Consider the following 21,860-nt stretch of genomic DNA (forward strand, 5'->3'; position numbering starts at 1 on the left):
AATATTGGTATCAGGCTAGCATTCGCGCGCGACAGAATTTCGTGGGCGCGGCGTTACGAGGGGTACATATGCTCAAACGGTTTCGCTCGCTATTCGACTTGCGGTCAAAAGACTCTTCCGGCGCGGACGAAGTTTCAGACTCGGCAGCGCAGGATACGCTTTCGCCGCAGGATTGCACGCATGCGACACTTGTTGCCCGGCAGCCCATATTTGACCGGGAGTCCCGCATCTGGGGATTTGAACTGCTGTTCCGTCGAGCTCCGGATACGAATCATTGTCCGGACGGTGTTGATTCCTCAATCGCTACCTCTTCCGTCATTTCAGACGGTTTTTCCATCGTTCAGCCTGTTCTGTTGCCGGATCAAAAGGTCTTAATCAACTTTTCAGAAGAGTTGCTTACCCAACAGATCCCCAAGGTACTGCCTGCCGCCCTGTGCGGTGTAGAAATTCTTGAAACAGTATTGCCGACCAGAGAGGTGCTGCAGTCTCTCATCCAACTCAAGAAGGACGGATACCTCCTTGCGGTTGACGACTATACGGGCCAGAAGGATTTACAGCTTTTCGTCAAGGTTGCAGATATTGTGAAGGTTGAGGTGCTCGGTCGCCCCTTGGCTGAAGTGTATGAGGATGTGAAGAAGTTGAAGGCCTTTCCCTGCAGGCTGCTGGCAGAGAAAGTTGAAGACAGAGATACCTTTCTGAAATGCCACAAGATGGGCTTTGACCTGTTTCAGGGGTTCTTTTTTGCGCGTCCTGAGATTATGCGGGGAAAAAAGCTTTCCGCTTCCCAGGCCGTGAAGATGCGTCTTCTGGCAAAACTGGCTGACGAAGATTTTCTGATTTCCGAGGTGAGCGAGATACTTCGCTCAGATGTTTCACTTGTCTACAAGTTCATGCGTTATCTGAACTCTGTGCATTTTGCCCTGCCCACCAAGATAAAGAGTGTGGAACACGGCATAACCCTTCTCGGTAGCCAGAAGCTTAAACAATGGCTTTGCGTGACCGTTCTTTCGGATCTTGAGTCCACTCCCATGTCCCGTCATATCGTTGCCCAGTCGGCAGAGCGTGGTAAGTTTCTTGAACTTTTGGGCAAGGATGCGCGCACTTCTGTGGACGTAAACAGCCTGTTCCTGTTGGGGCTGCTCTCTCTCATTGAGACGCTGTTGTCCATCTCTCTGGATTCGCTGCTTCAGGATATGCCTATCGATGAGGCTATGGTTGCGGCCTTGAAGGGGGAAGAAAGCGTTTATCTGCCGTGGATGCGCCTGGTGTCGCATTATGAACGTGCCGAATGGGACGAAGCCCTGCATGATATGACCATTCTTGGACTTGAAGAGGCACAGGTTGTTTCAGCCTATGAACAGTCCCTGTTGTGGGCAGCATCTTTTTTTGACTGATTTGGTTTGAGGCAGGGGGGCGGGGGCGCATGAGATTGGGCCCGCAAGGTTGCTTTGGGGAGCAGGGGGAATGGCTATTCCCAGTCCTCCATACCGTATTTTTTCAGAATGCTTGTCAGTCTGCCGCTTTTACGGAGCGCCGTGACGCCGTCATCCAGAGCCGTGGCAAATTTCCGTGAACGGGGGTCGACGGGGGAAAAGGCAATATACAGCCTGTCTTCTGCAGGGATTATCGGATCTTCACCCGCAAAACGGATGGTCTTTTCCAACCCCATTTCCTTTGCCTTGGCAAGAACGGCCGCTTTTTGGTCGACCACAACGTCTATCCTGCTGTACTGGAGTTTCAGCAGGTTCGTTTCAAGGGCGTTTTCACCCGGTGCCTCCTGCACGAGAGGGGTGTCCTTGTGCGCTTCTATCCAGGCATTCATTTTGGGGCCGTAATCATAGTCCCGTACAATACCCAAACGGACTTTGGATAGGGCGTCTTTGTCGGTGGGCTTCCAGCGAGAGGTCGTGAGCGTGAAGTAGGCGTTAGGCCCAAGGCCGAGCCACTTTTCAGGGAACACGAAATCCGGTACTTCTGCCATGGTGGCACCAACGAGTCCCTGTGCCCTGCCTTTCCTGACGCGATAGATTGCCCTGGTCCAGTTCATCTCTTCGTATGTTACGGAGTAGCCAGACAATGCAAATGCTTCTGTTGCAATCTCTATGAGGTAGCCCGGCGCACTGTTACCTTCATTGCAATTGTACGGGCACCATGAATCCGCCACCAGGATTATGGTTTCAGCGTTGCCCCGTAGAGGCAGGGCAAGGGTTGCAATGAGTAAAAGGGTAGATATGAGTGTGCGCATTTAAGCCTTCCTTGTTTCCTACTATATGCCACTTTTGCTGAATACCATAATGATTAATGCAATGGTACAGGTTGCATAAAAAAAGCCCTGCCGCAAGGCAGGGCTTTTGATTGCGGGAAGGAATGCTCCTACAGGGAGGCGCCGACCTTCTTGAGAAGACGAACGAGCTGGTGGGTGAAACCGGCTTCGTTATCGTACCAGATAATCAGCTTAACCATGGTGCCGTCAATGACGCTGGTGCACAGGCCGTCAACAACGCCGCCATGGGTGTCGCCGATGTAGTCCACGGAAACCAGGGGCACATCGCTGTAACCGAGGTTGCCCTTCATGGCGCCTTCAGAGGCTGCCTTGAGCGCCGCGTTCACTTCCTCAACCGTCGTGGGCTTTTCCACACGGCAGGTCAGGTCCACGATGGAACCGTCGGGAGTGGGAACACGGACAGCCATGCCGTCCAGCTTGCCCTTGAGTTCCGGGATAACCAGTCCCACGGCCTTGGCGGCACCGGTGGTGGTGGGAATCATGGACATGCAGGCAGCACGGGCGCGGCGCAGGTCCTTCTGGGAACCGTCCAGAATGCGCTGGCTCATGGTGTAGCTGTGAATGGTGGTCATCAGGCCGTGCATGATGCCAAAGGTGTCGTTCAGCACCTTGGCGGCGGGGGCCAGACAGTTGGTCGTGCATGAGGCGTTGGAGATGACATCGTGCTTTGCAGGATCGTAAATGCCATCGTTGACGCCCATGACTATGGTAGCGTCCACATCTTTGCCGGGGGCGGATATCACAGCCTTTTTCGCACCGCAGGCGATGTGTCCGGCAAGACCCTCGCGGTCCTTGATGGTGCCGGTGGTTTCGACGGCTATGTCAACTCCGTATTTAGCCCATTCCCATTCGTTCTGCTTGCAACGGGTTACGATAACCTGCTTGCCGTTGACCAGAAAACCCTGTTCATTGGCAACCACGTCACCCTTGAAGGTGCCGTGGACGGAATCGTACTTGAATAGGTGTGCAAGAGAGGCGTTATCCGCACGGGCATTGATAACGGCAATCTGCATATCGGCATCATCCGCGAGCAGTCTGAGCAAGTAGCGGCCGATACGGCCAAATCCATTGACACCGAGAGTTACAGCCATCGTTCGTCTCCTGACCTTCTAGATCTTGTTGGAACAGCCGAGCACGTTTTTGATTTTGTGCTGGACCATATTCTTAACAGCTTCGCGCGCGGGTTTCAGGTACTGGCGCGGATCGAAATGGGAGGGGTTCTCCGCAAGGTACTTGCGAATGACAGCAGTCATGGCAAGGCGGATGTCGGTGTCGATATTGATCTTGCAGACACCGAAGGTCGCAGCCTTGCGCAGCAGTTCTTCCGGCACGCCGGAAGCCGAACCGATATTGCCGCCGAACTCGTTGGCCATCTTCACGAACTCCTGCGGAACGGAGGAGGAGCCGTGCAGTACGATGGGGAAGTTGGGCAGCATGTTGGAAATCTTTTCAAGACGATCGAAGTCGAGTTTTGCTTCACCCGCGAACTTGTAAGCGCCGTGGCTGGTGCCGATGGCGATGGCAAGGGAGTCGCAGCCGGTGCGTTCGACGAATTCAACAGCCTGATCGGGGTCGGTGTAGATGGAGTGTTCGGAGGAAACATCGTCTTCCACACCGGCAAGGCGGCCCAGTTCGGCTTCAACATCCACGCCCTTGTCGTGGGCGTATTCGACAACACGCTTGGTCATGGCAATGTTTTCTTCGAAGCTGAGGTGGGAGCCGTCGATCATGACAGAGGAGAATCCGCCGTCGATGCAGGACTTGCAAATCTCGAAGTCCTGACCGTGATCAAGGTGCAGGGCGACCGGCAGGTCGTCTTCGATAAGTGCAGCCTCGATCAGCTTGCGGATGTATGCCTGACCGGCATACTTGCGGGCACCGGCGGAAACCTGAAGGATGAGCGGAGCACGTTCTTCCGTGGCAGCCGCCATGATTCCCTGAATGATTTCCATGTTGTTAACGTTGAACGCGCCAACAGCGTAGCCTTCCTTGTAGGCTCTCGCAAACATTTCCCTAGTGCCGGTAAGGGGCATACAAACCTCCAGAATGTGTAGGCGTTGCATTGCAGCGGGTGCGGCAATGTACCAAAAATAACGGCGCGTCCACTGTAATCGCGCCGGAAGTGGCTCTTGAGTGTGAGGGTGGGACTCTCTCCAAAGTATTGGGAGGCAGTCACCCTGTCAACAAAGGCACGAAGACTTTACACGGCAACGGGAAGAAAATCAAAGGGGATGAGGGTGGTTGAGGCGCTTTGCCACCAAGTTTATTAAGCAAGGGCGTGAATGCTGCATTGCAGGGGATGCAGTATTCCGACTTTGCGAATAGCAGGAGGCAGGCCGAGGCTGCTGCGGCAGGCCCGGGATACTGCGGCTATACCGGCTTGTACTTGGAATAGGCCCTCCTTCGTGCCGGGATTTGGTGCCTTGATGGTGCGCTGGTCGCGTCAGAGTCTTCTTAATGCATGGGCCTGCAGTTTCTGGCAGTATTCATCAATAGAGTGGTCGGCAGCGGCTGCTTTGCCTGATGTGGTGAGGATGCGTTGTAGGACGACATACGATCTCCATGCATAATTGGGGCTCTTTTTTACCTTCAGATCTTTGAAGGGAATGCCCTTATCATCGGTAAGGTTTTGCGGGGCATCCATGAAGATGAGGCTGCCCTCGTGCGTGTAGCCGGAGAATCGTCTCAGCCATTCCGACATTTCGAATCCCTTGATGGGGAATAGGCGTATGGCTGCCAGAGCAATGTTCAGTCCATAGCCAAATGGTACGCGGGGCACCGCATCTGCGGCGTTGACTACGCGATAGATGGGGGTCTTGATGGGAATGAAGAAATCGTCATCGGCGGCTCTGGGTGCTCCGAATGTGTATGTCGCTCCCGTACTGTCCGAGCCGAGATATCTGGTGGCGACTATGGCCAATGCTCCGCCCAATGAGTGGCCCGTAATGTAGAGCGGGAGGTCGGGGTGCTTCGCTAGTGTGTCCCTGATCTCCTTTTCCACAGACTGGAAGGCATTGAGAAAGCCTTTGTGCACCCGCCCGCCGCCGGGGGCCGGTACAAGCATGATCTGCATGTCTGTGGCCACGTCGCGGATGGAGGCTGTTCCTCTGAAGGCAAGAACGAGGAAGGAGTCAGTTCCGCCTTGGCTGAGTTTGGCCAGAAGGGCTTCCGTGTCATTTTGGACGAATGTGCCGAGCAGTTCGAAATTGGCATTACGCAGTTCCCGTTCCACCAGTTGGCAATCCTTGCCATTTAGTTCGTAGCATTTGGAGACCAGTCCTTCCAGCAGGTCTTCGTGCTTTCCCTCCCGTATTGCTTTGCGTAGCTCCTCTACATACTCCGCAACGGTTGTTTCACCGGGTAGCGGTTCGTATATCAACCGGGAAATTTCGGCCATCAGCCAAGCTGTCCTGTCTGAATAGGCTGCCCTGCGGATAGGGAGAGCCGAGAGCAATAGCGCATTGTCGAAATAGGTGTTCATGCTTTTTCTCCTTTGTACAAAAAAAAAATCGAACCTCCATTTAAATACATTGTCTTGCTATATATGTCAGCATGTTGATGGCGATAATTACCATAATCATAATAACTGGCTGTGCGGTAAAGAATGAACAGAGCCCCCATCCGGCGTGCGAATGGGGGCATGTATTTGAGAATGCTTCTGATTGGAGCAGGGTCGCGACAACTGCCTGAGACCCAAGGCCGGAGGCGCAATGTCTGTTCGGGGCTATTGATTGTCTGTATTCAGTACGGAAAGGGCTTGCAGGGCCGCATCGTCCGTGAATTCGAAACGCAGCGGGGTAAGGGTGATGTACCCTTCCGTAAGCAGGGCGCGGTCGGTGCCTCCGGCTACGGTTTCCGGCGGAATGACGCCGTTTAGCCACCAGTAGTCGGAGCCGCGCGGGTCTTTGCGGTGATCGTACCAGTCTTTCCAAACGGCGCTGGTCTGCGGGCAGACTCGAAGCCCTTTGGCATCCGGCATGGGGCAGGACGGAAAGTTGAGGTTAATTACGCAGCGGGGGGGCAGGCTCTTCCACGGCATGTTGCCGATGAGGTCGGCAGCGAAGGTCGCGTGGTCGCTGAGGTCGCCGGGACGAAAGTTGTCATAGGAGACGGCAATGGCGGGGAAGCCCATGTGCGCGCCTTCCGTGGCGGCGGAAACAGTGCCGGAATAGAGAATGTCCGGTCCTACATTGGCGCCTGCGTTGATGCCGGATACAACCACATCGGGCTTTACATCCATCAGGCAGGTGAGTCCGAGCTTCACGCAGTCTACGGGAGTGCCGTATACGCCCCTGCCTGTAAAACCGTGTTCCTTGAATTCCTTGACGCGCAGGGGCATGGCAAGGGTCACGGCGTGTCCCACGGCGCTTTGTTCGGTGACTGGTGCAATGCAATGCACGGTGTGGCCTGCCTGAATGAGGGCTGCGTACATGGCGCGCAGTCCCGGTGCCTGAATGCCGTCATCGTTGGTAAGGGCTATGATCATGGTTGGTCCCGAGGCAATAATACGTTATGCAAGTGTCCGGTTGCGTAGACAATCTAGGGATAGAAATTGACATCTCCGCCGAAAACATGGATCGGTAATGTGAAATTGACGGTCAGAGAAAGGGTGGTAGTGTTGCCCGTTTCCGACCGGCTTCAAAAGCATAAGACGGACATGCAGAAAACTCAATTCATTCGCGATATTTCGGCCAACGATGAGGTAGGGTCCATTTTTGCCGTCACCTTGGCGGCGCAGGGGCAGGCGCGTAACGGCCCGTTCTGGCGGCTTGAGCTGGCAGACGCCTCGGGTTCCGTAGGAGCCAAAGTGTGGAGCCCGCTTAGTCAGCAATTTGCAAATATTTCCGCCGGGATGATTGTTTCAGTGCGCGGGCGTGCTGCTACCTTCCGGGATCAACTCGATATCAATATCGATGCAATGCATATTCTGACGGACGAGGAATTGGCCACGCTTGATATGGCTGATTTCATGCCTGCTTCCGAGCGGCATCCTGATGATATGATGGCCGACCTGATGCAGTTGTGCCGCAGCACCTTCACGCATAAGCCGTGGCTGAAATTCATGAACGCCGTATTCAAGGATGAAGAGATCGTCCGGCGTTTCAAGACGGCCATCGGCGCAAAGAATGTGCACCATGCCTACGCCGGCGGTTTGCTGGAACATACGCTTTCGGTCAGCGAACTGTGCATGCGTCTGTGTGACCATTACCCCGAACTGGACCGGCAGGTACTGCTGGCTGGTGCCATTTTTCATGATATCGGCAAGGCATGGGAACTCTCTGGCGGCATTGCCAATGATTACACCGATGAAGGACGTCTTATAGGGCATATCAGCATCGGGTTGGAAAAGGCTGAACCCTATCTGCAGAAGTCCGGCCTGGAACCGGAGCTGGTCATGCACTTCAAGCATATCGTCCTGGGACACCATGGCACCAAGGAATGGGGGTCACCCGTGCTGCCTGCCACGCCGGAGGCAATGGTGCTGCACTATGCCGATAACATTGATGCAAAGCTGGCACAGGTACGGGGCTTGTTCGCCGATCTTTCCGATACCGCCACCGGTTGGACGCCTTATCAGACCACGTTGGGCAGGCATATGTACAAGCCCGCGCGCACGCCGGAGTCGGAACCCAAGCAGACCGTAAAACGCGAGGGGGCTCGCGAAATTCCCAAGGAAGACCAATGTTCATTACTTTAGAAGGAACCGAGGGCTCAGGTAAAAGCACCGTTCTCAATCGTCTCAGAGACTGGCTCATGGAAGAGGGGCACGGCGTGGTGCTCACCCGTGAACCCGGCGGCAGCCGTCTTGGCAGAACGTTGCGTTCCATCCTGCTGGACATTTCCAACACGGACCTGACAGGAGAGGCGGAACTGTTCCTCTATCTGGCAGACCGTGCCCAGCACGTGCGTCAGGTCATCAAACCTGCACTGGATGAGGGCATGGTGGTGCTGTGCGACCGCTATGCGGATTCCACCGTGGTGTATCAGGGGTATGGTCGTGGGCTGGACCCCAAGCTGCTGCATCAGTTCAACGAAGTTGCCGTGCAGGGGCTGTGGCCTGCGCTTACGTTGCTCTTGGATATCGATCCCGAAATCGGCCTCAAGCGTGCCATGTCGCGCAATCTGGCCGAAGGAATCTGTAATTCCGAAGGGCGGTTCGAGGCGGAATCCCTGCTGTTCCATCACCGCATCCGAGACGGATATCTGGCATGGGCCGCCGTCAACCGGCATCGTTTTGCCGTGATCGACGCATCCAAGTCGCCGGATGAGGTGTTCGAGCAGGTGAAGAACGCTGTGCTTGCGAAGATGAAGCCCGCCGCTTAAGGGGGCGAACTCACGCGAGCGGTGCAGGGGATGTGCCTGCGTGCGTCAGGCGAGTTGTGGTATTTGTTGCAGTCCGGAAATAAGGGGGCAGCATGTTGCAGGCCAAGAATTCATTGGGCGTCATCTTTTTTCCCGCGTTCGACTGGGCCATAAGCGCGACCCATCCCGAGCGGGAAGAGCGCCTTCTCTATACGCAGGATCAGCTGCGCGAAGAGGGGCTGTTCGATATCGAGGGCATCACCGAATACAAGCCGGAGATCGCCACCCGTGAGGACGTGGAACGCGTACACTTCTGCATCCCCGATGTCTCCACGGTATGCACCAAATCCCACCTCATTTCGGCGGGCGGTGCCATCAAGGCCGCTCAACTGGTGATGGAGAAGAAGAAGGACAAGGCCTTCGCGCTGGTTCGTCCTCCCGGGCACCACGCCATGAAGGTGGTTCACGGCAACCGTGGGTTCTGCAACATCAATATCGAAGCGGTGATGCTGGAACGCATCCGAGAGCAGTACGGGCCGTTGCGTGTCGCCATCATCGATACCGACTGCCACCACGGCGACGGTACGCAGGATATTTACTGGCACGACCGCAATACCCTGTTCATCTCCATCCATCAGGATGGCCGCACCCTGTATCCCGGCACCGGTTTCCCCATTGAACTTGGCGGGCCCAACGCGCTTGGCAAGACCCTGAACATTCCCCTGCCGCCCAATACGTCGGACAAGGGCTTCCTGCATGTCATAGACCATCTGGTGCTGCCCATTCTGGAAGACTTCAAGCCGGACCTGATCATCAATTCGGCAGGGCAGGACAATCATTTCTCCGACCCCATCACCAACATGAATTTCACGGCGCGCGGCTATGCGTTGCTGAACAAGAAGCTCAATCCCGACATTGCTGTGCTTGAAGGCGGCTACGCCATTCAGGGGGCGTTGCCCTATGTAAATCTGGGCATCTGCCTCGCCATGGCCGGGCTGGATTTCGATCATGTGATAGAGCCTGACCTTAATCCGGCAGCGATTGAACAGAGTCCGCAGGTCACCGAGTACATAGAGAAGCTGTCTGCAGAGCTGTTGAATCTCTATCGTAATCCGCCTGCTGTTCCCAAGCAGGGTGAGGTGAGCGGCGAGTTCTTTGTCCGGACCAAGGATATCTACTACGATACGGACGGCATCAGCGAGAGTCAGGTGGAATCCGTAGTCATGTGTCCGGATTGTTCCGGTACGCTCAAAATCGAAACCTGGTCCACGGTGAATCCGCTGAGCGTGGGGATTCAGATTCCCATAGACGCCTGCGACCGTTGCCTCGGACTTGGACAGCGAATGCTTGAAGAGGCCCATGTAAAGGGCAACTACCGTTATATTCAATGTATCAACCGTAAGGAAAAGCAGTACACGCATTATGGTTTTTAGCGCATCTGTTCCGCGCCCGAAGAGGTTTTTCGAGGGCTCTTCGGGAGTTGGCAATATCTTTTTGGGGTTACTGCTTCTTGTTGCTACGACTGTTTTTGCGACAGCCGCACAGGCGGAAGTACGACCCGATGTGAATCAGCTTGAGTCGCTTGCCGCAACAGCCCGGTGGGACAAGGTGAAGGCCGAAGCGCAAACAGCCATTCGTTCGGACATGCTGACTGATGCGGAGAAATCCGTTGCGCAGACCTATCTTGCTCTTGCCCATGTTCAGCAGGGGGAACCCGGTCCCGCTCTGGATGCCGCCGACAAGGCAGTGCAACTCGACGAGAGCAATGGCCGCAGCTGGCTCATGCGCGGTACGGCCTACATGATGCTGCGTCAGCTGGATGCCGCTGAAAAGGATTTCTCCAAGGCGTTGCAGAAGTCTCCCGGAATGTGGGAAGCCTGCCGCAACCTCGCCGAACTGGCGCAGGCACGGGGAGATTTTCCCACCGCGCTGGACTGGTTCGGCAAGGCAACGGCCCTTGCCCCGAAGAACATTGATCTCGGCATGGAATACGCTTTGCTGCTGCATTCCCTCGGCCTGCATGCAAAGGCCGATGATGCCATAACCAATGTGATTGTTGTGGCGCAGGATACGCCTGCGCTGTTCAATAACCGCGGGATGATCCGGCTGGCGCTGGACAGGTATGAGGAAGCCCTTTCTGATTTTTCCCGCGCCATCGCTATTGATCCCGCATTTGAGGAAGCTCTGGTAAATCGCGGCAACGTGTTGCGCGCCTTCAAACGCTATGATGAATCGTTGGCAGACTTCGCTTCGGGCATTGCGCTGCATCCCAAGTCCGTGAAATTGCTGGTTGGCAGGGCGTATACGCTTTCTGCCATGAGCCAGTACCACGCGGCAGCGGCGGATATGGCCGCCGCCTACAGTCAGGGCAATGTTGATCCATATATTCTTAATGAGTATGCATGGTTCCTTGCTACATGTCCTGATGCGGGCGTACGCGATGGAGCCCGCGCTGTGAAGATGGCAAAGGAAGCCATAGAGCTTTCCGCCGGTCCCATTCCGGGGTATTTTGATACGCTGGCGGCTGCCTTTGCCGAATCAGGCGAGTACATCAAGGCTGTTGAGGCGCAGAGACAGGCAATTTTCATCGGACAGCAGGCCGGATTGCCCAGGGCGCAGCTTGAAGAATGGGCGTCCCGTCTGGAAGGCTATTCTCAGGGCGTTCCCTACCGCAACAATCTGCCGTAATATTGCATTATTGATCAGTAAGACATAAGGATACTCTCATGGCTCGCAAAAAGACCCCCGCAGAAAATGTAGTAATAGACACCAAGGCCGTCACGCCTGCATCCAGGGAGCCCTGTTCTCCCATCGATACCTACTGGACCATGCGTCTTGAGGAATTGAAGGAGGCGTTGGAGGCCAATAATTTCGAGGTGTTCATTGCCGAGAACACCGAAGCGGCGGGCAAGGTGTTTCTGGAGACCATTCTTCCCACGCTGAAGGATGCCAAGACCGTTACCTTTGGCGGTTCCATGACACTCACGGCGACGGGCGTTGTGGATGCAGTTCGCGCCAACCCCGCCCTTGAGGTCATTGATACGTTTGACAAGTCCCTCACCCGGGAAGAGGTGCTGGCCCGCCGCAGGCTTTCTCTGCTTGCGGACGTGTTTCTCACCGGGACCAACGCCGTGACCGAATGCGGCAAGCTGGTGAATCTGGATATGATCGGAAACCGCGTGGGCGGCATCAACTACGGGCCCAACCACGTAGTGCTGTTCATCGGGCGCAACAAGATTGTTGATACCGTGCAGGATGCCATGACCCGCATCAAGGAATACGTTGCCCCCGTGAATGCCATGCGCCTGAACAAGAAGACCCCGTGCCGCCAGACATCGCGCTGCATGGACTGTTCAAGCCCTGATCGTATCTGCAATATATGGACGATAACGGAGAAGTCCTTCCCAAAGGGGCGCATCCGTATTGTACTGATAAATGAAGATGCTGGATTCTAGGAGCGTCTGAACGATCATACTGTAGCAAACATATCGGCAGTTCTTCTTACGGAGAGCTGCCGATTGTGTATGGTCTGTCGGGATGGTCCGGCGTGTGCTCTCAAGTACGCGACTGGACTCCAGGACGTCAGACGTTCAGCGGGAGAGAGACCTGCAGGCGCACCGGCTATGCCGCACCGCCCGCAGGAGAGTGTGCCCCGCCCTTTGCGTCCGTTTTCTCAGGGCGCAGGTTCGAGAATTGGAGGAAGAAACCGCACACAGCACACTGTAGCCAATCCAGCTCCGACGGCCCGGAACTTCGATGTAGCAACCATTCATCACCGGACGGAGAGATATGTTCCTGAACGAACACCTGAGCAAGATTTTGTTTGGCGAGGCTGGAATCAACGTACCCCAAGGGGTGCTCCTTACTCCTGACAGCGTGGAGGTGCCTGCCTCCATACCCGCGCCGTGGTACCTGAAGGCGCAGGTTCTTACTGGCGGGCGCGGCAAGGCGGGCGGCATTCTGCGTGCCGAAACGCCGGAAGCCTTCAAGGAATGCGCTGACAGGATATTCGGCATGACCATCAAGGGCCATCCCGTGCCTTTCATCCGTGTGGAACCTGCAACGGATATCCGCAAGGAATGCTATCTTTCCTTTGTTCTTTCCCGCGAGCGGAAGGATCTTCTGCTGACCACCAGCCGTGCAGGCGGCATGGAGGTCGAAAATGCCTCCGGGCAGGAAAAACCCCTCATTCAGCGTGTTTCCATCGACGCGGGCTTGCGCGATCATCATTTGCGGGCCGCGTTCTTTGAAATGGGTGTGGACAAGGCCTATTGGCCCGGCTTCCGCGATCTTGCCAACAAGCTCTACGCCGCGGTGCGCGACAACGGCCTGCTGCTGGCGGAAATCAATCCGCTGGTGCTGACCGGAGAAGGCGAATGGGTGGCGTTGGACGGCAAGGTGGAGCTTGATGACAACGTGGTGGAAATGCGCCCCGACACGCTGGAGCGCTTTTACACCCCCGAGCATTATTCCCGCGAGGAAACTCTCGCCCGTGAAGCAGGCCTCAGCTACGTGGAACTCAAAGGCTGGGTGGGCATTCTGGTGAACGGTGCAGGGCTTGCCATGGCCACCATGGACCTGCTCAATTTCAACGGCCTGACTGCCGCCAACTTCATGGACCTTGGGGGCGCCGCCAACCGCGAACGCATGCAACGGGCACTGGATCTTCTGTTCCAGAACACCAATGTGCGCTCCGTATTCATCAACCTGTTCGGCGGCATTGTTTCCTGTGCTGAAGTGGCCAGAGCGCTGCTTGCCGTGCTGGACGGGAATCGTTCGCCAAAGCCGCTTGTTGTCCGCATGGCCGGTTTCGAATCCGAGGAAGGCCGTCGCCTGCTCAAGGAAGCCGCGCATCCCGACATCTTTATCGCCACGGAAATGCATGAAGCCCTGGAGCACCTGCGTACCATCAAGCCGCAGGATGCCCCCACCTACGATTATCCGCTCATTGAAGAGGCTGCTCCCAAGCCGCCCGTGGGCCGCATTGAATCCGGTCGCAGCATCGGGCTTGGTCTTGGTGCCGGGTCCAACGTGCTGGTGCAGGGCATTACCGGCAAAGTTGCCCAGCGCCATGTGCAGCTGATGCAGGAGTTCGGCACCCGTATTGTTGCTGGCGTCACTCCCTTCAAGGGCGGTACCGAGGTACTCGGCGTGCCGGTGTATGACTCGGTGCACGAGGCATGCAGGCATCACAGGATTGATGCCTCCATTATCTTCGTACCCGCTCCCTTTGCGCCGGACGCCGTGCTGGAAGCAGCAGCGGAGGAGGTGCCGTGGGTGGTATGCATTACGGAAGGCATTGCCCAGTCGGCCATGCTTTCCGCACTCAAGAATATCCCCCCGTCCCGGACAAGGGTCATCGGGCCGAATACCCCCGGTGTCATTGTGCCCCGCCAGACCAAGATCGGCATCATGCCGGGATATGTGTTCGAACCCGGTCATGTGGCCGTATTCTCGCGTTCAGGCACGCTCACCTATGAGGCCTGTTCGCGCCTGTCTGCTGCAGGCATCGGCCAGTCCGTATCCGTGGGGATCGGCGGTGATTCTTTCATTGGTACCAACTTCATCGACCTGTGCGAAATCGTCCGCGATGACGACAATACGCATGCGGTGCTGGTGCTGGGTGAAGTGGGCGGCTCCGCGGAAGAAGAGCTGGCGCGTTATGTGCGTGAGACAGGATTCGAGAAGCCGATCATTTCCTTTATCGCTGCCCGCACTGCGCCTCCCGGCAAGCGTCTGGGGCATGCAGGAGCCATTCTGGATGAAAAGACCGGTGGTGTGGTAGGTAAGCTGCAGGCCATGCGTGATGCCGGATTCACCATCTGTCCCGACCTTGCCCGCCTGCCAGAACTGGTGAAGAAGGCCATGGGCTAGGGGGGGGAGACGGACGCAGGAGTCTCAGTTCTTTTAACCGCAAGACTCGGATGTTCGGCTGTCAGGTACAGGCCCTTTGACGTCCGCATTGATACTGTCGTTGCAGTCTCGGTAAGACTGAAGCGAGCAGAGCCCTGAATAGAAAAGAACAAGGGGCAACGCGAGCCCGGATTGCGTTGCCCCTTGTCTGCGTTCATCTGCTTTGTATGGGGTTTGGGTGGGGCTGTCGAGGAGCACAGTCCGATGCAAAGGCAGATGAAGCAAGGTGTCGGTTAGCCTGCGAATATGAAATCTGTTGCGCGAATCCTAGGCATGGTACCGGAGGTGGTGAGGGCATGTGGCGCGCGTTTGCGTGCACATGCTGCTGAGGCACAGATGCTGTTGCTGGTGGTACATGGGGCGGCATCTGTTTTTCCTGTCGCCGGTGCTGCACAGGGTGCGGCGGCGGAAGGAAAGCAGGTCTGAGGTGGCGCGCATGACCTTGACACAAGACGAGACAGCTAGCGCATAAAGAGCGGTTCCCACTACGATTTCCATAGTATTTCCCCCTACTGTTCTTGGTTGAAAGAACACTCAAAGATGCTCTGGAGTCGAATCTACGCTTATCATTCCTTTAATCAAGCATAATTTGATTGATCAATCTTATTGAAACAAGATGAAACGCTGCAACTATGAACTGCAAAATGCAATTTGCATGTTGTGAACTTCAGTTCTTGTAATGTTTGTGTTGTGCTGCTTGAGTGTCTTGCTGTGTTGCGACAGATTTTTTCCATAATTGTACTTTTCAGAAAGTGACGTATTGCATGTGTGCATGTCTGTAGGGAGATGGATTCTGGTGGGCGAAGCATATTGGGGACGTGGCTTGCGGGAAGAGAAGAACGTCTCGCGTTCGGAAATCAGTGCGGTAATGCGCCATGTAAGGGTGAGTCTTTACTGGGGAGCCAGCAAACAAATAAGGCCGGAAGCATGACGCTTCCGGCCTTGTTCAGGTTTTGGCAATGGGTATTATTCCATATCCGGCGGGGCTGCCAGCTCTGGTGTCGAGCGGCGGATGGCCAGCAGGTATTCGTTGCTGGGCTTGGGATCCACCAGCATCTGGCGATGCACTATCTGCATGCCTTCCGGCTTGTTGGGCCATTCTTCCCAGTGTTTCTGGCGTATGGCCACAACGACATCGGGGTGTTCTTGCACGAAGGTGTCCAGTTCAGCCCAGTCGTTCGTTTCGAAGATGTTTGACTTGGCATAGTAGGAGTACGTGCCGGAGTAAATGCGGTAGCTGGCCGGTGCAAAGCCGTTGAGCAGGTAGCTGCGCATGATCGTCGCCTGTGCCTTGGGACTCATGATGGCATCAAGCGAAGGTGCTGTTATGGTGCCGAGAGGCAGTATGAAGGCTGTGACGCAGGCTGCGAGCAGCAGCAGGCCGCCTTCGCCTCGGCGGGGGGCCGCAATCCACAGGGTGGCGGCACAGACACCGGCAATGGCGGCAAGGTAGTCCCAACCGGCAAGCTGCACATGGAAGGGGTTGTTGAAGAATTCAAGATAGACAAGGCCGCCGGCAACGCCTGCAAAAAGCAGGGCGAACAGGCGGAACATCATGCGGCAACGTCCGGGCGTGAGGCGCATCAAGCCGCGCGCGCTCAGAATGGCGAGCAGCGGGAAAAGGGGCATCAGGTACACCGGCAGCTTGATGCTGATGGCGGACAGCAGGCCAAAACCGGAAAGCAGGGAAATCCAGACATAGGCAAGGCCCATGCGTTCGGGTTGACGGGTGGCCCAGAGGTTCTTGTAGAACTGGACACCGAAGAGGCGCTCCCACGGTACGGTGATGAGCAGGAAGGTCCACGGCACCATTACGCCTGACAAGGTGGCGAAGTAGAACCACCAGGGCTGTCCGTGGTGCCAGGTGTCCGTGGCGCGCTTGATGATCTGCTGCTGGAAGATGTTGCGCAGGTAATCGGGATCTTCAGTGAAGTAGGCCGCGCTGACCCACGTAAGACATACGGCGGTCATGACGCCGAACCCGATGGCGACGTCCCAGCCGAGCAGGCGCTTGAAGCGGAATCGCCAGATGGTGAACAGAATGATGGAGATAATGGGGAAGGCAAGACCCAGCGGGCCCTTGGTAAGCGTTGCAATACCTGCGAAGAAGAAGCCGAGCACTATCCAGCCGAAGGCGCTTTCCTTCTGCCAGCCCTTGAAGAGGCAGAGATGGGAGAGCGTGATAAGCGTGGCAAAGAGCAGGTCCATGCGGGAGTAGTGCATCATGCCCACCGTGAAGAAGGTGGAGAGCAGTATCAGGCCGGCCGCAAAAGCGGTCTTCTTGTCTTCGCCGAGAGCCCGCGCAAAAAGGTAGGTAACCCACGTGAACAGCAGGCCGGAAACTGCAGCGCCAAGCATGAAGAGCTTGGGCGATGCTTCACCTACGAACGGGTAGAGTGCCTTGAGCAGCCAGAAGTAGACCGGCGGCTTGTCTGGATAGGGGATACCGTTCAGGTACAGTACGATCCATTTTTTGGCATTGATGACGTGTTCGAAGACGTTGGCATAGCGGATTTCATCCGAGAACCACAGGGCGCGGCTGTCCAGCGTGAACCATGTCTGCAGCGCCACGATGGCAAACAGGGTGAGCATGGGCAGATAGGACAGCGCGTCGAAGCAGTGATCCAGCAGGCCCTTGGGGACCGGCACAGGCTGGGGGGCTGGCTGCGTGTCTTCCTCTGCTGCGGCAGGGGCAGCTTTGGTATCGCCCTGCGACTCGGCATCGGCTTCGCCGCTGGCGGGGATATGTTCGGCGGATGCGGAATCCGTTTGCACAGATTCTATCCGGGGCGTCGTTTCTGCGCTTCCGGCTTCCGGGCTGCCTGCCTGTTCATTCTTTTCGGACGTGTCGGAAGAGTCGGGCATGGGCCAGTCGTTAGATTTGGGGCGCTCGGGGGAATCGGTCATCTCAATCCCTGTTCCAGATGGTGTGTATGACATAGGCAGAGAAACTGCCTAACAGTATGCCGAAGAAAATGTCGCTGGTGTGATGCATTTCAAGATATACGCGGGAAAAGCCGATGGCGGCTGCGTAGCATCCCAGCAGCAGAGGGACTATGTGGTTCTTGAAAAAGTAGGTCAGTGGTATGGTGCTGCCAATTATTTCCGCCGTATGGCCCGAAGGCAGTGAGTTGTGGGCGGAGTCGAAGGACCACGGAACATACAGGCCGTCCACACCGGGGCGGGGTCTGCCGATGGCGATCTTGAAGAAGCGCACCAGCAGGAAGGAGACGGCCAGCTGTACGAGTATGTAGGCGATGACAAAGCGGGTGAGCTTGGCGTCGCGATGTTTGCGGGCTGCGAGCAGTATGCCTGCGTAGATCACATAATAGGCAGGGTTGCCCAAGTCGGTCAGCAAGGTCATATAGTAGGTGACCTCAGGGTGTGCGGCGCGGAAGGTCCGGAAAAAAGGGATAACTTCGGCCGAGGTTCCGATGGTCACGGTAATGACGAGCAACAGCAGACAAAGCGGCAGAATGCTCAGAATATGTTGTGTAATGGGGTAGCTGTAACGCATGGGGCCTTATACGGCGAAACCGTCCGCAAGTGAAGGAAAAGCTGGGCGGTGTGGGAAATGCAAAAATATGTAACGGTCTATTGACGATAATATTTTCCGCGTGTAGGCCCTTCAGCTACTTTGAGTATTCCCCGTTCTTTTCACGTTCTAGCACATTCCCGTTCCGGGAGGATTACCTATGTTCAGCGCATTGCGAAAACGATGGCACGAACCCGCAGGATATAGAGATGTTCTGCAGGTCGGTCTGCCCCTTGTGGTCAGCCTTGGCTCGACCACGCTCATGGAATTCACCGACCGTGTGTTTCTCAGCCACTATTCCGCGGATGCCATAGCCGCTTCCATGCCTGCGGCCATGGCTAACCTGACTTTTCTGCTCTTCTTCATCGGGGTGGGCAGCTACTCCAATGTCTTTATCGCCCAGTACAGCGGTGCGGCGCAGCGTTCCCGCGTAGGTGCCGCTCTCTGGCAGGCCATATATTTTTCCATTTTCGGTGCTGTGGTGCTGGCTTCCATGTCCCTTATTGCAGAGCCTCTGTTCAGGCTTGCCGGGCATAGCGAATCCGTATTCCGGCAGGAGGTGACATACTTCCGCATTCTGTCCGTGGGCAGCGGCCTTGCGCTGGCGGCCAGTTGCGTAGGCTGTTTCTTTTCCGGCCGCGGCATCACCAAGCCGAACATGGTGGTCAACCTTATTGCCACGGCTATCAACATTCCGTTGGATTACATGCTGATTTTCGGGGTTGGTCCTTTTCCCGAGATGGGCATTGCCGGTGCAGGCATCGCCACGGCCTCTTCATGGGGCATGCAACTGGTCATGTACTGCTGGCTTGTATTCACCAAAGAGAACGATTGCGACTTCGCCGTATGGCGGGCGCGGGCCTTTGATCCGGTCCTGTTCCGACGCATGATGCGCTTCGGTCTGCCCAGTGGAGTGAACAGCTTTTTCGAGCTCTTTGCCGTGGGCTTCTTCATCTTCATCGTGGGCAGGCTCGGCAGGGCAGAGCTGGCCGCATCCAATATCGTGTTCTCGTTGGATACGGTGGCCTTTCTGCCCATGATCGGGCTCAACATCGCCATATCCACGCTGGTGGGGCAAGCGCTGGGAAGCGGCAGGCCAGATCATGCTGTGCGGGCTACCTCCAGCACGCTGCACATCGCCATGCTCTGGATGGGCGGTATGGCCGTACTCTTTGTTGTTGTGCCGGAGTGGCTGCTGGATGTGTTTCGTCCGCAGGATATGAGCGCGGCATGGTTTGCCGTGGTGCAGGACAAGGGCGTTGTCTTGTTGCGCTTTGTGGCCTGCTACAGCCTGCTCAGCTCCTCGGCCCTTATCTATTTCGGTGCAGTCAGAGGCGCAGGCGACACGCATTATGTCATGTGGGCCATGGCCTTCAGTGCCATTGTGCTGCTGGCGGTGCCGCTCTATTTCGTGCAGCAGGTCCTTAATGTGGGTCTGAACGGGCTGTGGGCCGTGTTCACGTTCTATGTGGTTGCCCTGTCCGCCATTGCCTACCGGCGTTTCCATTACGGACCGTGGAAGACCATGCTGGTCATCGAGACATCGCAGCAGGCGGCGGAACCGGTTCGTGAGGATCCGGAACGCAAGTGCGTATCTCTGGAGTAGGTATTACTCCACGGCGGCAACCTTGGAGAGCATGCCGTATTCACGCCCCTTGCGGGCGTCGATCTTGAGAGTCATGTAGATGCGGTCACAGTCTGTTTCCAGCGCCCTGTAGCAGTCGCTCACGGCAGCCATGACGCTGTCCCAGTCGCCTTCGATGACTGTGCCCATGGGGTTGAGCTGGTACATGAGGCCGCTGGACCGCAGCACATTGAGGGCCCTTTTGACATAGGGGCTGACACTGTCGCCCTTGTCCATGGGAAAGATGGAAAGCTCGGCAATGACGGACATGGAATTGCTCCTGAAAGATGCTGGTGTGAGCGAAGTTGCCCGGATACGTTCAGCGGGTTGTATCCTGTTCCCTGAAACATGAAAAGGCGGGAGTGAACAACAAGTTCGCTCCCGCCTGTTTTTTTGGCTGATCTGAGATTATGCCGCCCTGTGTGCTTTCAGCGACCGGCTTCCGAGCACGTAGTCCATGAATTCCACCTTCTCCATGACCTTCTTGGAAACGGCCTTGAAACGTTGGATTTCCTTGGCCGTATAACGGGTCACGCCGTCCCGCAGCCCTGCAATGTCCATGATCTCATTGTAGAGGTAGGGCAGGTAGATGGGGTCCTGCCGCAGGAACATATGAAGGCTGCCGAACAGGGAGCGGATTTCTTCATGGTTGCGGTCCGCTTTCTTGAAGAGCTTTTCCATGCGCTTGTGGGCATGGCGGAGCGACGTGCGCCAGCTCGGGCCACGCTCTTCAAAAACGGGCTGTTCACATGCGGTGCGGGCCTGCATCATGCGCAGGCGGTAAAGTTCCAGCGCAGGACCTTCCGAGGTCAGGAACCCTTCTTCCGCAGCCTGTTCAAGGGAACTGTTGGAGGCAGTTGTAATGACATAGCCGCCGCCGTAAATATTGCGCACATTGAGAGCAAGTTGCTTGATATCCTGTTCCATCTCGCGGGCGGAGGTCAGGTACTGCATACTGGTGCGGATGGGATTGCCTTCCAAGTCCTTGAGTTCGATGTACTGCGAAGTATTGCGCGAACTATGGTGGCCTGCCGCGTGGGTGGTTTCCCGCCAGGCGAAGTCCTGTCCTACGAGAGTGATATCCTTGACGCCCATCCAGTGCAGGAATCGCATAAGCGCCACGGAAACGTTGCCCGCCGCGTCCAGCACGAGATCGTCCGTTCCCGCGATGAAGGTGGCAAGGCCACCCACGGTCCACAGCGGAATGGTGGGGCCGGGGTACTGGTTCACCACTTCCTGCTTGGTCTTGGTGGAGTATATGAGCGGAATGTCACGGACGAACTCCGGATCGAGTTGCTTGAAGACATTCAACATGCTGTCACTGAAGTCGATGGACATGCAGAAGTGCGGTTTGATGCCGACTCGCTGGGCGGCTGTCAGGGTCTGCAGGGCCGTGACGATGAGCGCGGAATGCTGCATCTTCGCCAGCGCCGGACCATTTGCGGCCAGCGAAGGGCCCGCACCTACGATGACGGCCTTGAGGTTTTTACCCGCATCGCGAAGCGGGTTTACGGTGCCGTCGGAAAGCGCACGGCGGAAGTTGTTCAGTTCGTTCCCCACCATGATGTCCTGCGCACGACGCAGGGTGCCCATTTCCACACTCAGATGCTCCAGCATCTCCTTGCATTCCCGGGTCCAGTAGGCATAGTCCGGCCCGATTTGCTGGCTTGGCATGTCTGCCCGCATGTATATCTTGCCGAACAGGAACTGGGTGTCGCAGTTGCGCACGGTCTGCAGCAGCAGATTGCGGTCCGGCGGCAGGAAGACCAACTTGCCCATCTGTATGAAGGGGCGGTAGTCCGTCTGCCCTAGACATACGGCGAGGATCTCGGGGTCAGGCTCCAGTACATACACCTTGTGGGTGTCGCGGGTGTTGGAAAGCAACTGGTTGATGCCGTACCCAAGATTGCTGCCGATGACGAAGGTCGCATCCAGAGGCGTCTGCTCGCGTGGAATCCACCCCTGATAGAACGGGCCTGGAGGCATGGACTCGAAAATGGTTCGCCCGTCTTTCAGGCGGAAGTCCAGAATCTCCCAGCGGTTCAATCCGATGCGGGTGTCGATGTCCGCAAGATCGGGCTGTTGCGCTTTGAGCCACGCGGCAGCTGGCTGCTGCAGTGTGGCCATGGCCCCAAGGTTCAGTGTGTAGAATGGCGAGTACTTCATGCGCGCGATAATGCAAGAAGATTGCCAGAACGTTG

The 21,860-nt window shown here is 56.3% G+C and carries 17 protein-coding genes; 8 read left to right on the forward strand and 9 right to left on the reverse strand.

Annotation, left to right across the window (positions count from 1 at the left end; genetic code table 11):
• The first annotated feature begins 68 nt into the window (after positions 1-68).
• On the forward strand, positions 69-1,394 hold the full coding sequence (locus tag N1030_RS03225; protein ID WP_265827625.1) for an EAL and HDOD domain-containing protein: 1,326 nt from the start codon (positions 69-71) through the stop codon (positions 1,392-1,394).
• Between the two features lie 74 nt (positions 1,395-1,468).
• On the opposite strand, the gene N1030_RS03230 is transcribed toward N1030_RS03225, so the two are convergent.
• The 5 genes from N1030_RS03230 to surE all read right to left on the reverse strand — a co-directional run bounded on the left by N1030_RS03230 (position 1,469) and on the right by surE (position 6,770).
• A complete protein-coding gene (locus N1030_RS03230) occupies positions 1,469-2,245 on the reverse strand; it encodes a substrate-binding periplasmic protein (protein ID WP_265827626.1) in 777 nt (258 codons plus the stop codon).
• Between the two features lie 128 nt (positions 2,246-2,373).
• Positions 2,374-3,375, reverse strand: a complete 1,002-nt coding sequence (gene gap, locus N1030_RS03235) for a type I glyceraldehyde-3-phosphate dehydrogenase (RefSeq protein WP_265827628.1) — start codon at positions 3,373-3,375, stop codon at positions 2,374-2,376.
• Between the two features lie 18 nt (positions 3,376-3,393).
• On the reverse strand, positions 3,394-4,317 hold the full coding sequence (gene fba, locus N1030_RS03240; protein ID WP_265827630.1) for a class II fructose-1,6-bisphosphate aldolase: 924 nt from the start codon (positions 4,315-4,317) through the stop codon (positions 3,394-3,396).
• A gap of 410 nt (positions 4,318-4,727) precedes the next feature.
• Positions 4,728-5,765: a lipase family protein gene (locus tag N1030_RS03245; RefSeq protein ID WP_265827632.1), complete on the reverse strand. Its 1,038-nt coding sequence runs from the start codon at positions 5,763-5,765 to the stop codon at positions 4,728-4,730.
• A 243-nt stretch (positions 5,766-6,008) separates the two neighbouring features.
• Positions 6,009-6,770 (reverse strand): 5'/3'-nucleotidase SurE, encoded by a 762-nt coding sequence (gene surE / locus N1030_RS03250; RefSeq protein ID WP_265827633.1) that lies wholly within the window; start codon positions 6,768-6,770, stop codon positions 6,009-6,011.
• A gap of 171 nt (positions 6,771-6,941) precedes the next feature.
• On the opposite strand from surE, the gene N1030_RS03255 reads away from it, so the two are divergent.
• The 6 genes from N1030_RS03255 (at position 6,942) to sucD (ending at position 14,461) form a co-directional block, all read left to right on the forward strand.
• Positions 6,942-7,982, forward strand: a complete 1,041-nt coding sequence (locus N1030_RS03255) for a 3'-5' exoribonuclease YhaM family protein (RefSeq protein ID WP_265827635.1) — start codon at positions 6,942-6,944, stop codon at positions 7,980-7,982.
• The gene (gene tmk, locus N1030_RS03260) at positions 7,967-8,608 is read left to right on the forward strand and encodes a dTMP kinase (protein WP_265827636.1); all 642 of its coding nucleotides are present in this window, start codon (positions 7,967-7,969) and stop codon (positions 8,606-8,608) included. Before N1030_RS03255 ends, tmk begins: the two co-directional genes overlap by 16 nt.
• 92 nt (positions 8,609-8,700) lie before the next feature.
• Positions 8,701-10,020, forward strand: coding sequence for a histone deacetylase family protein (locus tag N1030_RS03265; RefSeq protein WP_265827638.1), 1,320 nt, complete (start codon positions 8,701-8,703; stop codon positions 10,018-10,020).
• Between the two features lie 130 nt (positions 10,021-10,150).
• Positions 10,151-11,275: a tetratricopeptide repeat protein gene (locus N1030_RS03270; protein ID WP_265827639.1), complete on the forward strand. Its 1,125-nt coding sequence runs from the start codon at positions 10,151-10,153 to the stop codon at positions 11,273-11,275.
• A gap of 38 nt (positions 11,276-11,313) precedes the next feature.
• Entirely contained in the window at positions 11,314-12,042 is a 729-nt protein-coding gene (locus N1030_RS03275) for a lactate utilization protein (RefSeq protein WP_265827641.1), read from the forward strand.
• A gap of 334 nt (positions 12,043-12,376) precedes the next feature.
• Entirely contained in the window at positions 12,377-14,461 is a 2,085-nt protein-coding gene (sucD, locus tag N1030_RS03280; protein WP_265827643.1) for a succinate--CoA ligase subunit alpha, read from the forward strand.
• 1,005 nt (positions 14,462-15,466) lie between these two features.
• On the opposite strand, the gene N1030_RS03285 is transcribed toward sucD, so the two are convergent.
• Positions 15,467-17,407, reverse strand: a complete 1,941-nt coding sequence (locus N1030_RS03285) for an ArnT family glycosyltransferase (RefSeq protein ID WP_265827645.1) — start codon at positions 17,405-17,407, stop codon at positions 15,467-15,469.
• A 1-nt stretch (position 17,408) separates the two neighbouring features.
• Positions 17,409-18,017 (reverse strand): phosphatase PAP2 family protein, encoded by a 609-nt coding sequence (locus N1030_RS03290; protein WP_265827647.1) that lies wholly within the window; start codon positions 18,015-18,017, stop codon positions 17,409-17,411.
• Between the two features lie 178 nt (positions 18,018-18,195).
• Here N1030_RS03290 and N1030_RS03295 point away from each other — a divergent pair, with 178 nt between their 5' ends.
• Positions 18,196-19,641: an MATE family efflux transporter gene (locus N1030_RS03295; protein WP_265827649.1), complete on the forward strand. Its 1,446-nt coding sequence runs from the start codon at positions 18,196-18,198 to the stop codon at positions 19,639-19,641.
• A gap of 3 nt (positions 19,642-19,644) precedes the next feature.
• Here N1030_RS03295 and N1030_RS03300 read toward each other — a convergent pair whose 3' ends face one another.
• Together N1030_RS03300 and N1030_RS03305 are read right to left on the reverse strand one after the other, a co-directional pair.
• Positions 19,645-19,929 (reverse strand): MTH1187 family thiamine-binding protein, encoded by a 285-nt coding sequence (locus N1030_RS03300; RefSeq protein ID WP_265827651.1) that lies wholly within the window; start codon positions 19,927-19,929, stop codon positions 19,645-19,647.
• Between the two features lie 138 nt (positions 19,930-20,067).
• Positions 20,068-21,825 (reverse strand): motility associated factor glycosyltransferase family protein, encoded by a 1,758-nt coding sequence (locus N1030_RS03305; RefSeq protein ID WP_265827653.1) that lies wholly within the window; start codon positions 21,823-21,825, stop codon positions 20,068-20,070.
• Positions 21,826-21,860 lie beyond the last annotated feature (35 nt).

This window comes from Desulfovibrio mangrovi (assembly GCF_026230175.1).
GTDB lineage: Bacteria > Desulfobacterota > Desulfovibrionia > Desulfovibrionales > Desulfovibrionaceae > Halodesulfovibrio > Halodesulfovibrio mangrovi.

Coding starts and splice junctions, on each gene's coding strand:
- N1030_RS03225 (WP_265827625.1), top strand. CDS start 69: ATGCTCAAACGGTTTCGCTCGCTATTCGACTTGCGGTCAAAAGACTCT.
- N1030_RS03230 (WP_265827626.1), bottom strand. CDS start 2,245: ATGCGCACACTCATATCTACCCTTTTACTCATTGCAACCCTTGCCCTG.
- gap (WP_265827628.1), bottom strand. CDS start 3,375: ATGGCTGTAACTCTCGGTGTCAATGGATTTGGCCGTATCGGCCGCTAC.
- fba (WP_265827630.1), bottom strand. CDS start 4,317: ATGCCCCTTACCGGCACTAGGGAAATGTTTGCGAGAGCCTACAAGGAA.
- N1030_RS03245 (WP_265827632.1), bottom strand. CDS start 5,765: ATGAACACCTATTTCGACAATGCGCTATTGCTCTCGGCTCTCCCTATC.
- surE (WP_265827633.1), bottom strand. CDS start 6,770: ATGATCATAGCCCTTACCAACGATGACGGCATTCAGGCACCGGGACTG.
- N1030_RS03255 (WP_265827635.1), top strand. CDS start 6,942: ATGCAGAAAACTCAATTCATTCGCGATATTTCGGCCAACGATGAGGTA.
- tmk (WP_265827636.1), top strand. CDS start 7,967: ATGTTCATTACTTTAGAAGGAACCGAGGGCTCAGGTAAAAGCACCGTT.
- N1030_RS03265 (WP_265827638.1), top strand. CDS start 8,701: ATGTTGCAGGCCAAGAATTCATTGGGCGTCATCTTTTTTCCCGCGTTC.
- N1030_RS03275 (WP_265827641.1), top strand. CDS start 11,314: ATGGCTCGCAAAAAGACCCCCGCAGAAAATGTAGTAATAGACACCAAG.
- sucD (WP_265827643.1), top strand. CDS start 12,377: ATGTTCCTGAACGAACACCTGAGCAAGATTTTGTTTGGCGAGGCTGGA.
- N1030_RS03285 (WP_265827645.1), bottom strand. CDS start 17,407: ATGACCGATTCCCCCGAGCGCCCCAAATCTAACGACTGGCCCATGCCC.
- N1030_RS03290 (WP_265827647.1), bottom strand. CDS start 18,017: ATGCGTTACAGCTACCCCATTACACAACATATTCTGAGCATTCTGCCG.
- N1030_RS03295 (WP_265827649.1), top strand. CDS start 18,196: ATGTTCAGCGCATTGCGAAAACGATGGCACGAACCCGCAGGATATAGA.
- N1030_RS03300 (WP_265827651.1), bottom strand. CDS start 19,929: ATGTCCGTCATTGCCGAGCTTTCCATCTTTCCCATGGACAAGGGCGAC.
- N1030_RS03305 (WP_265827653.1), bottom strand. CDS start 21,825: ATGAAGTACTCGCCATTCTACACACTGAACCTTGGGGCCATGGCCACA.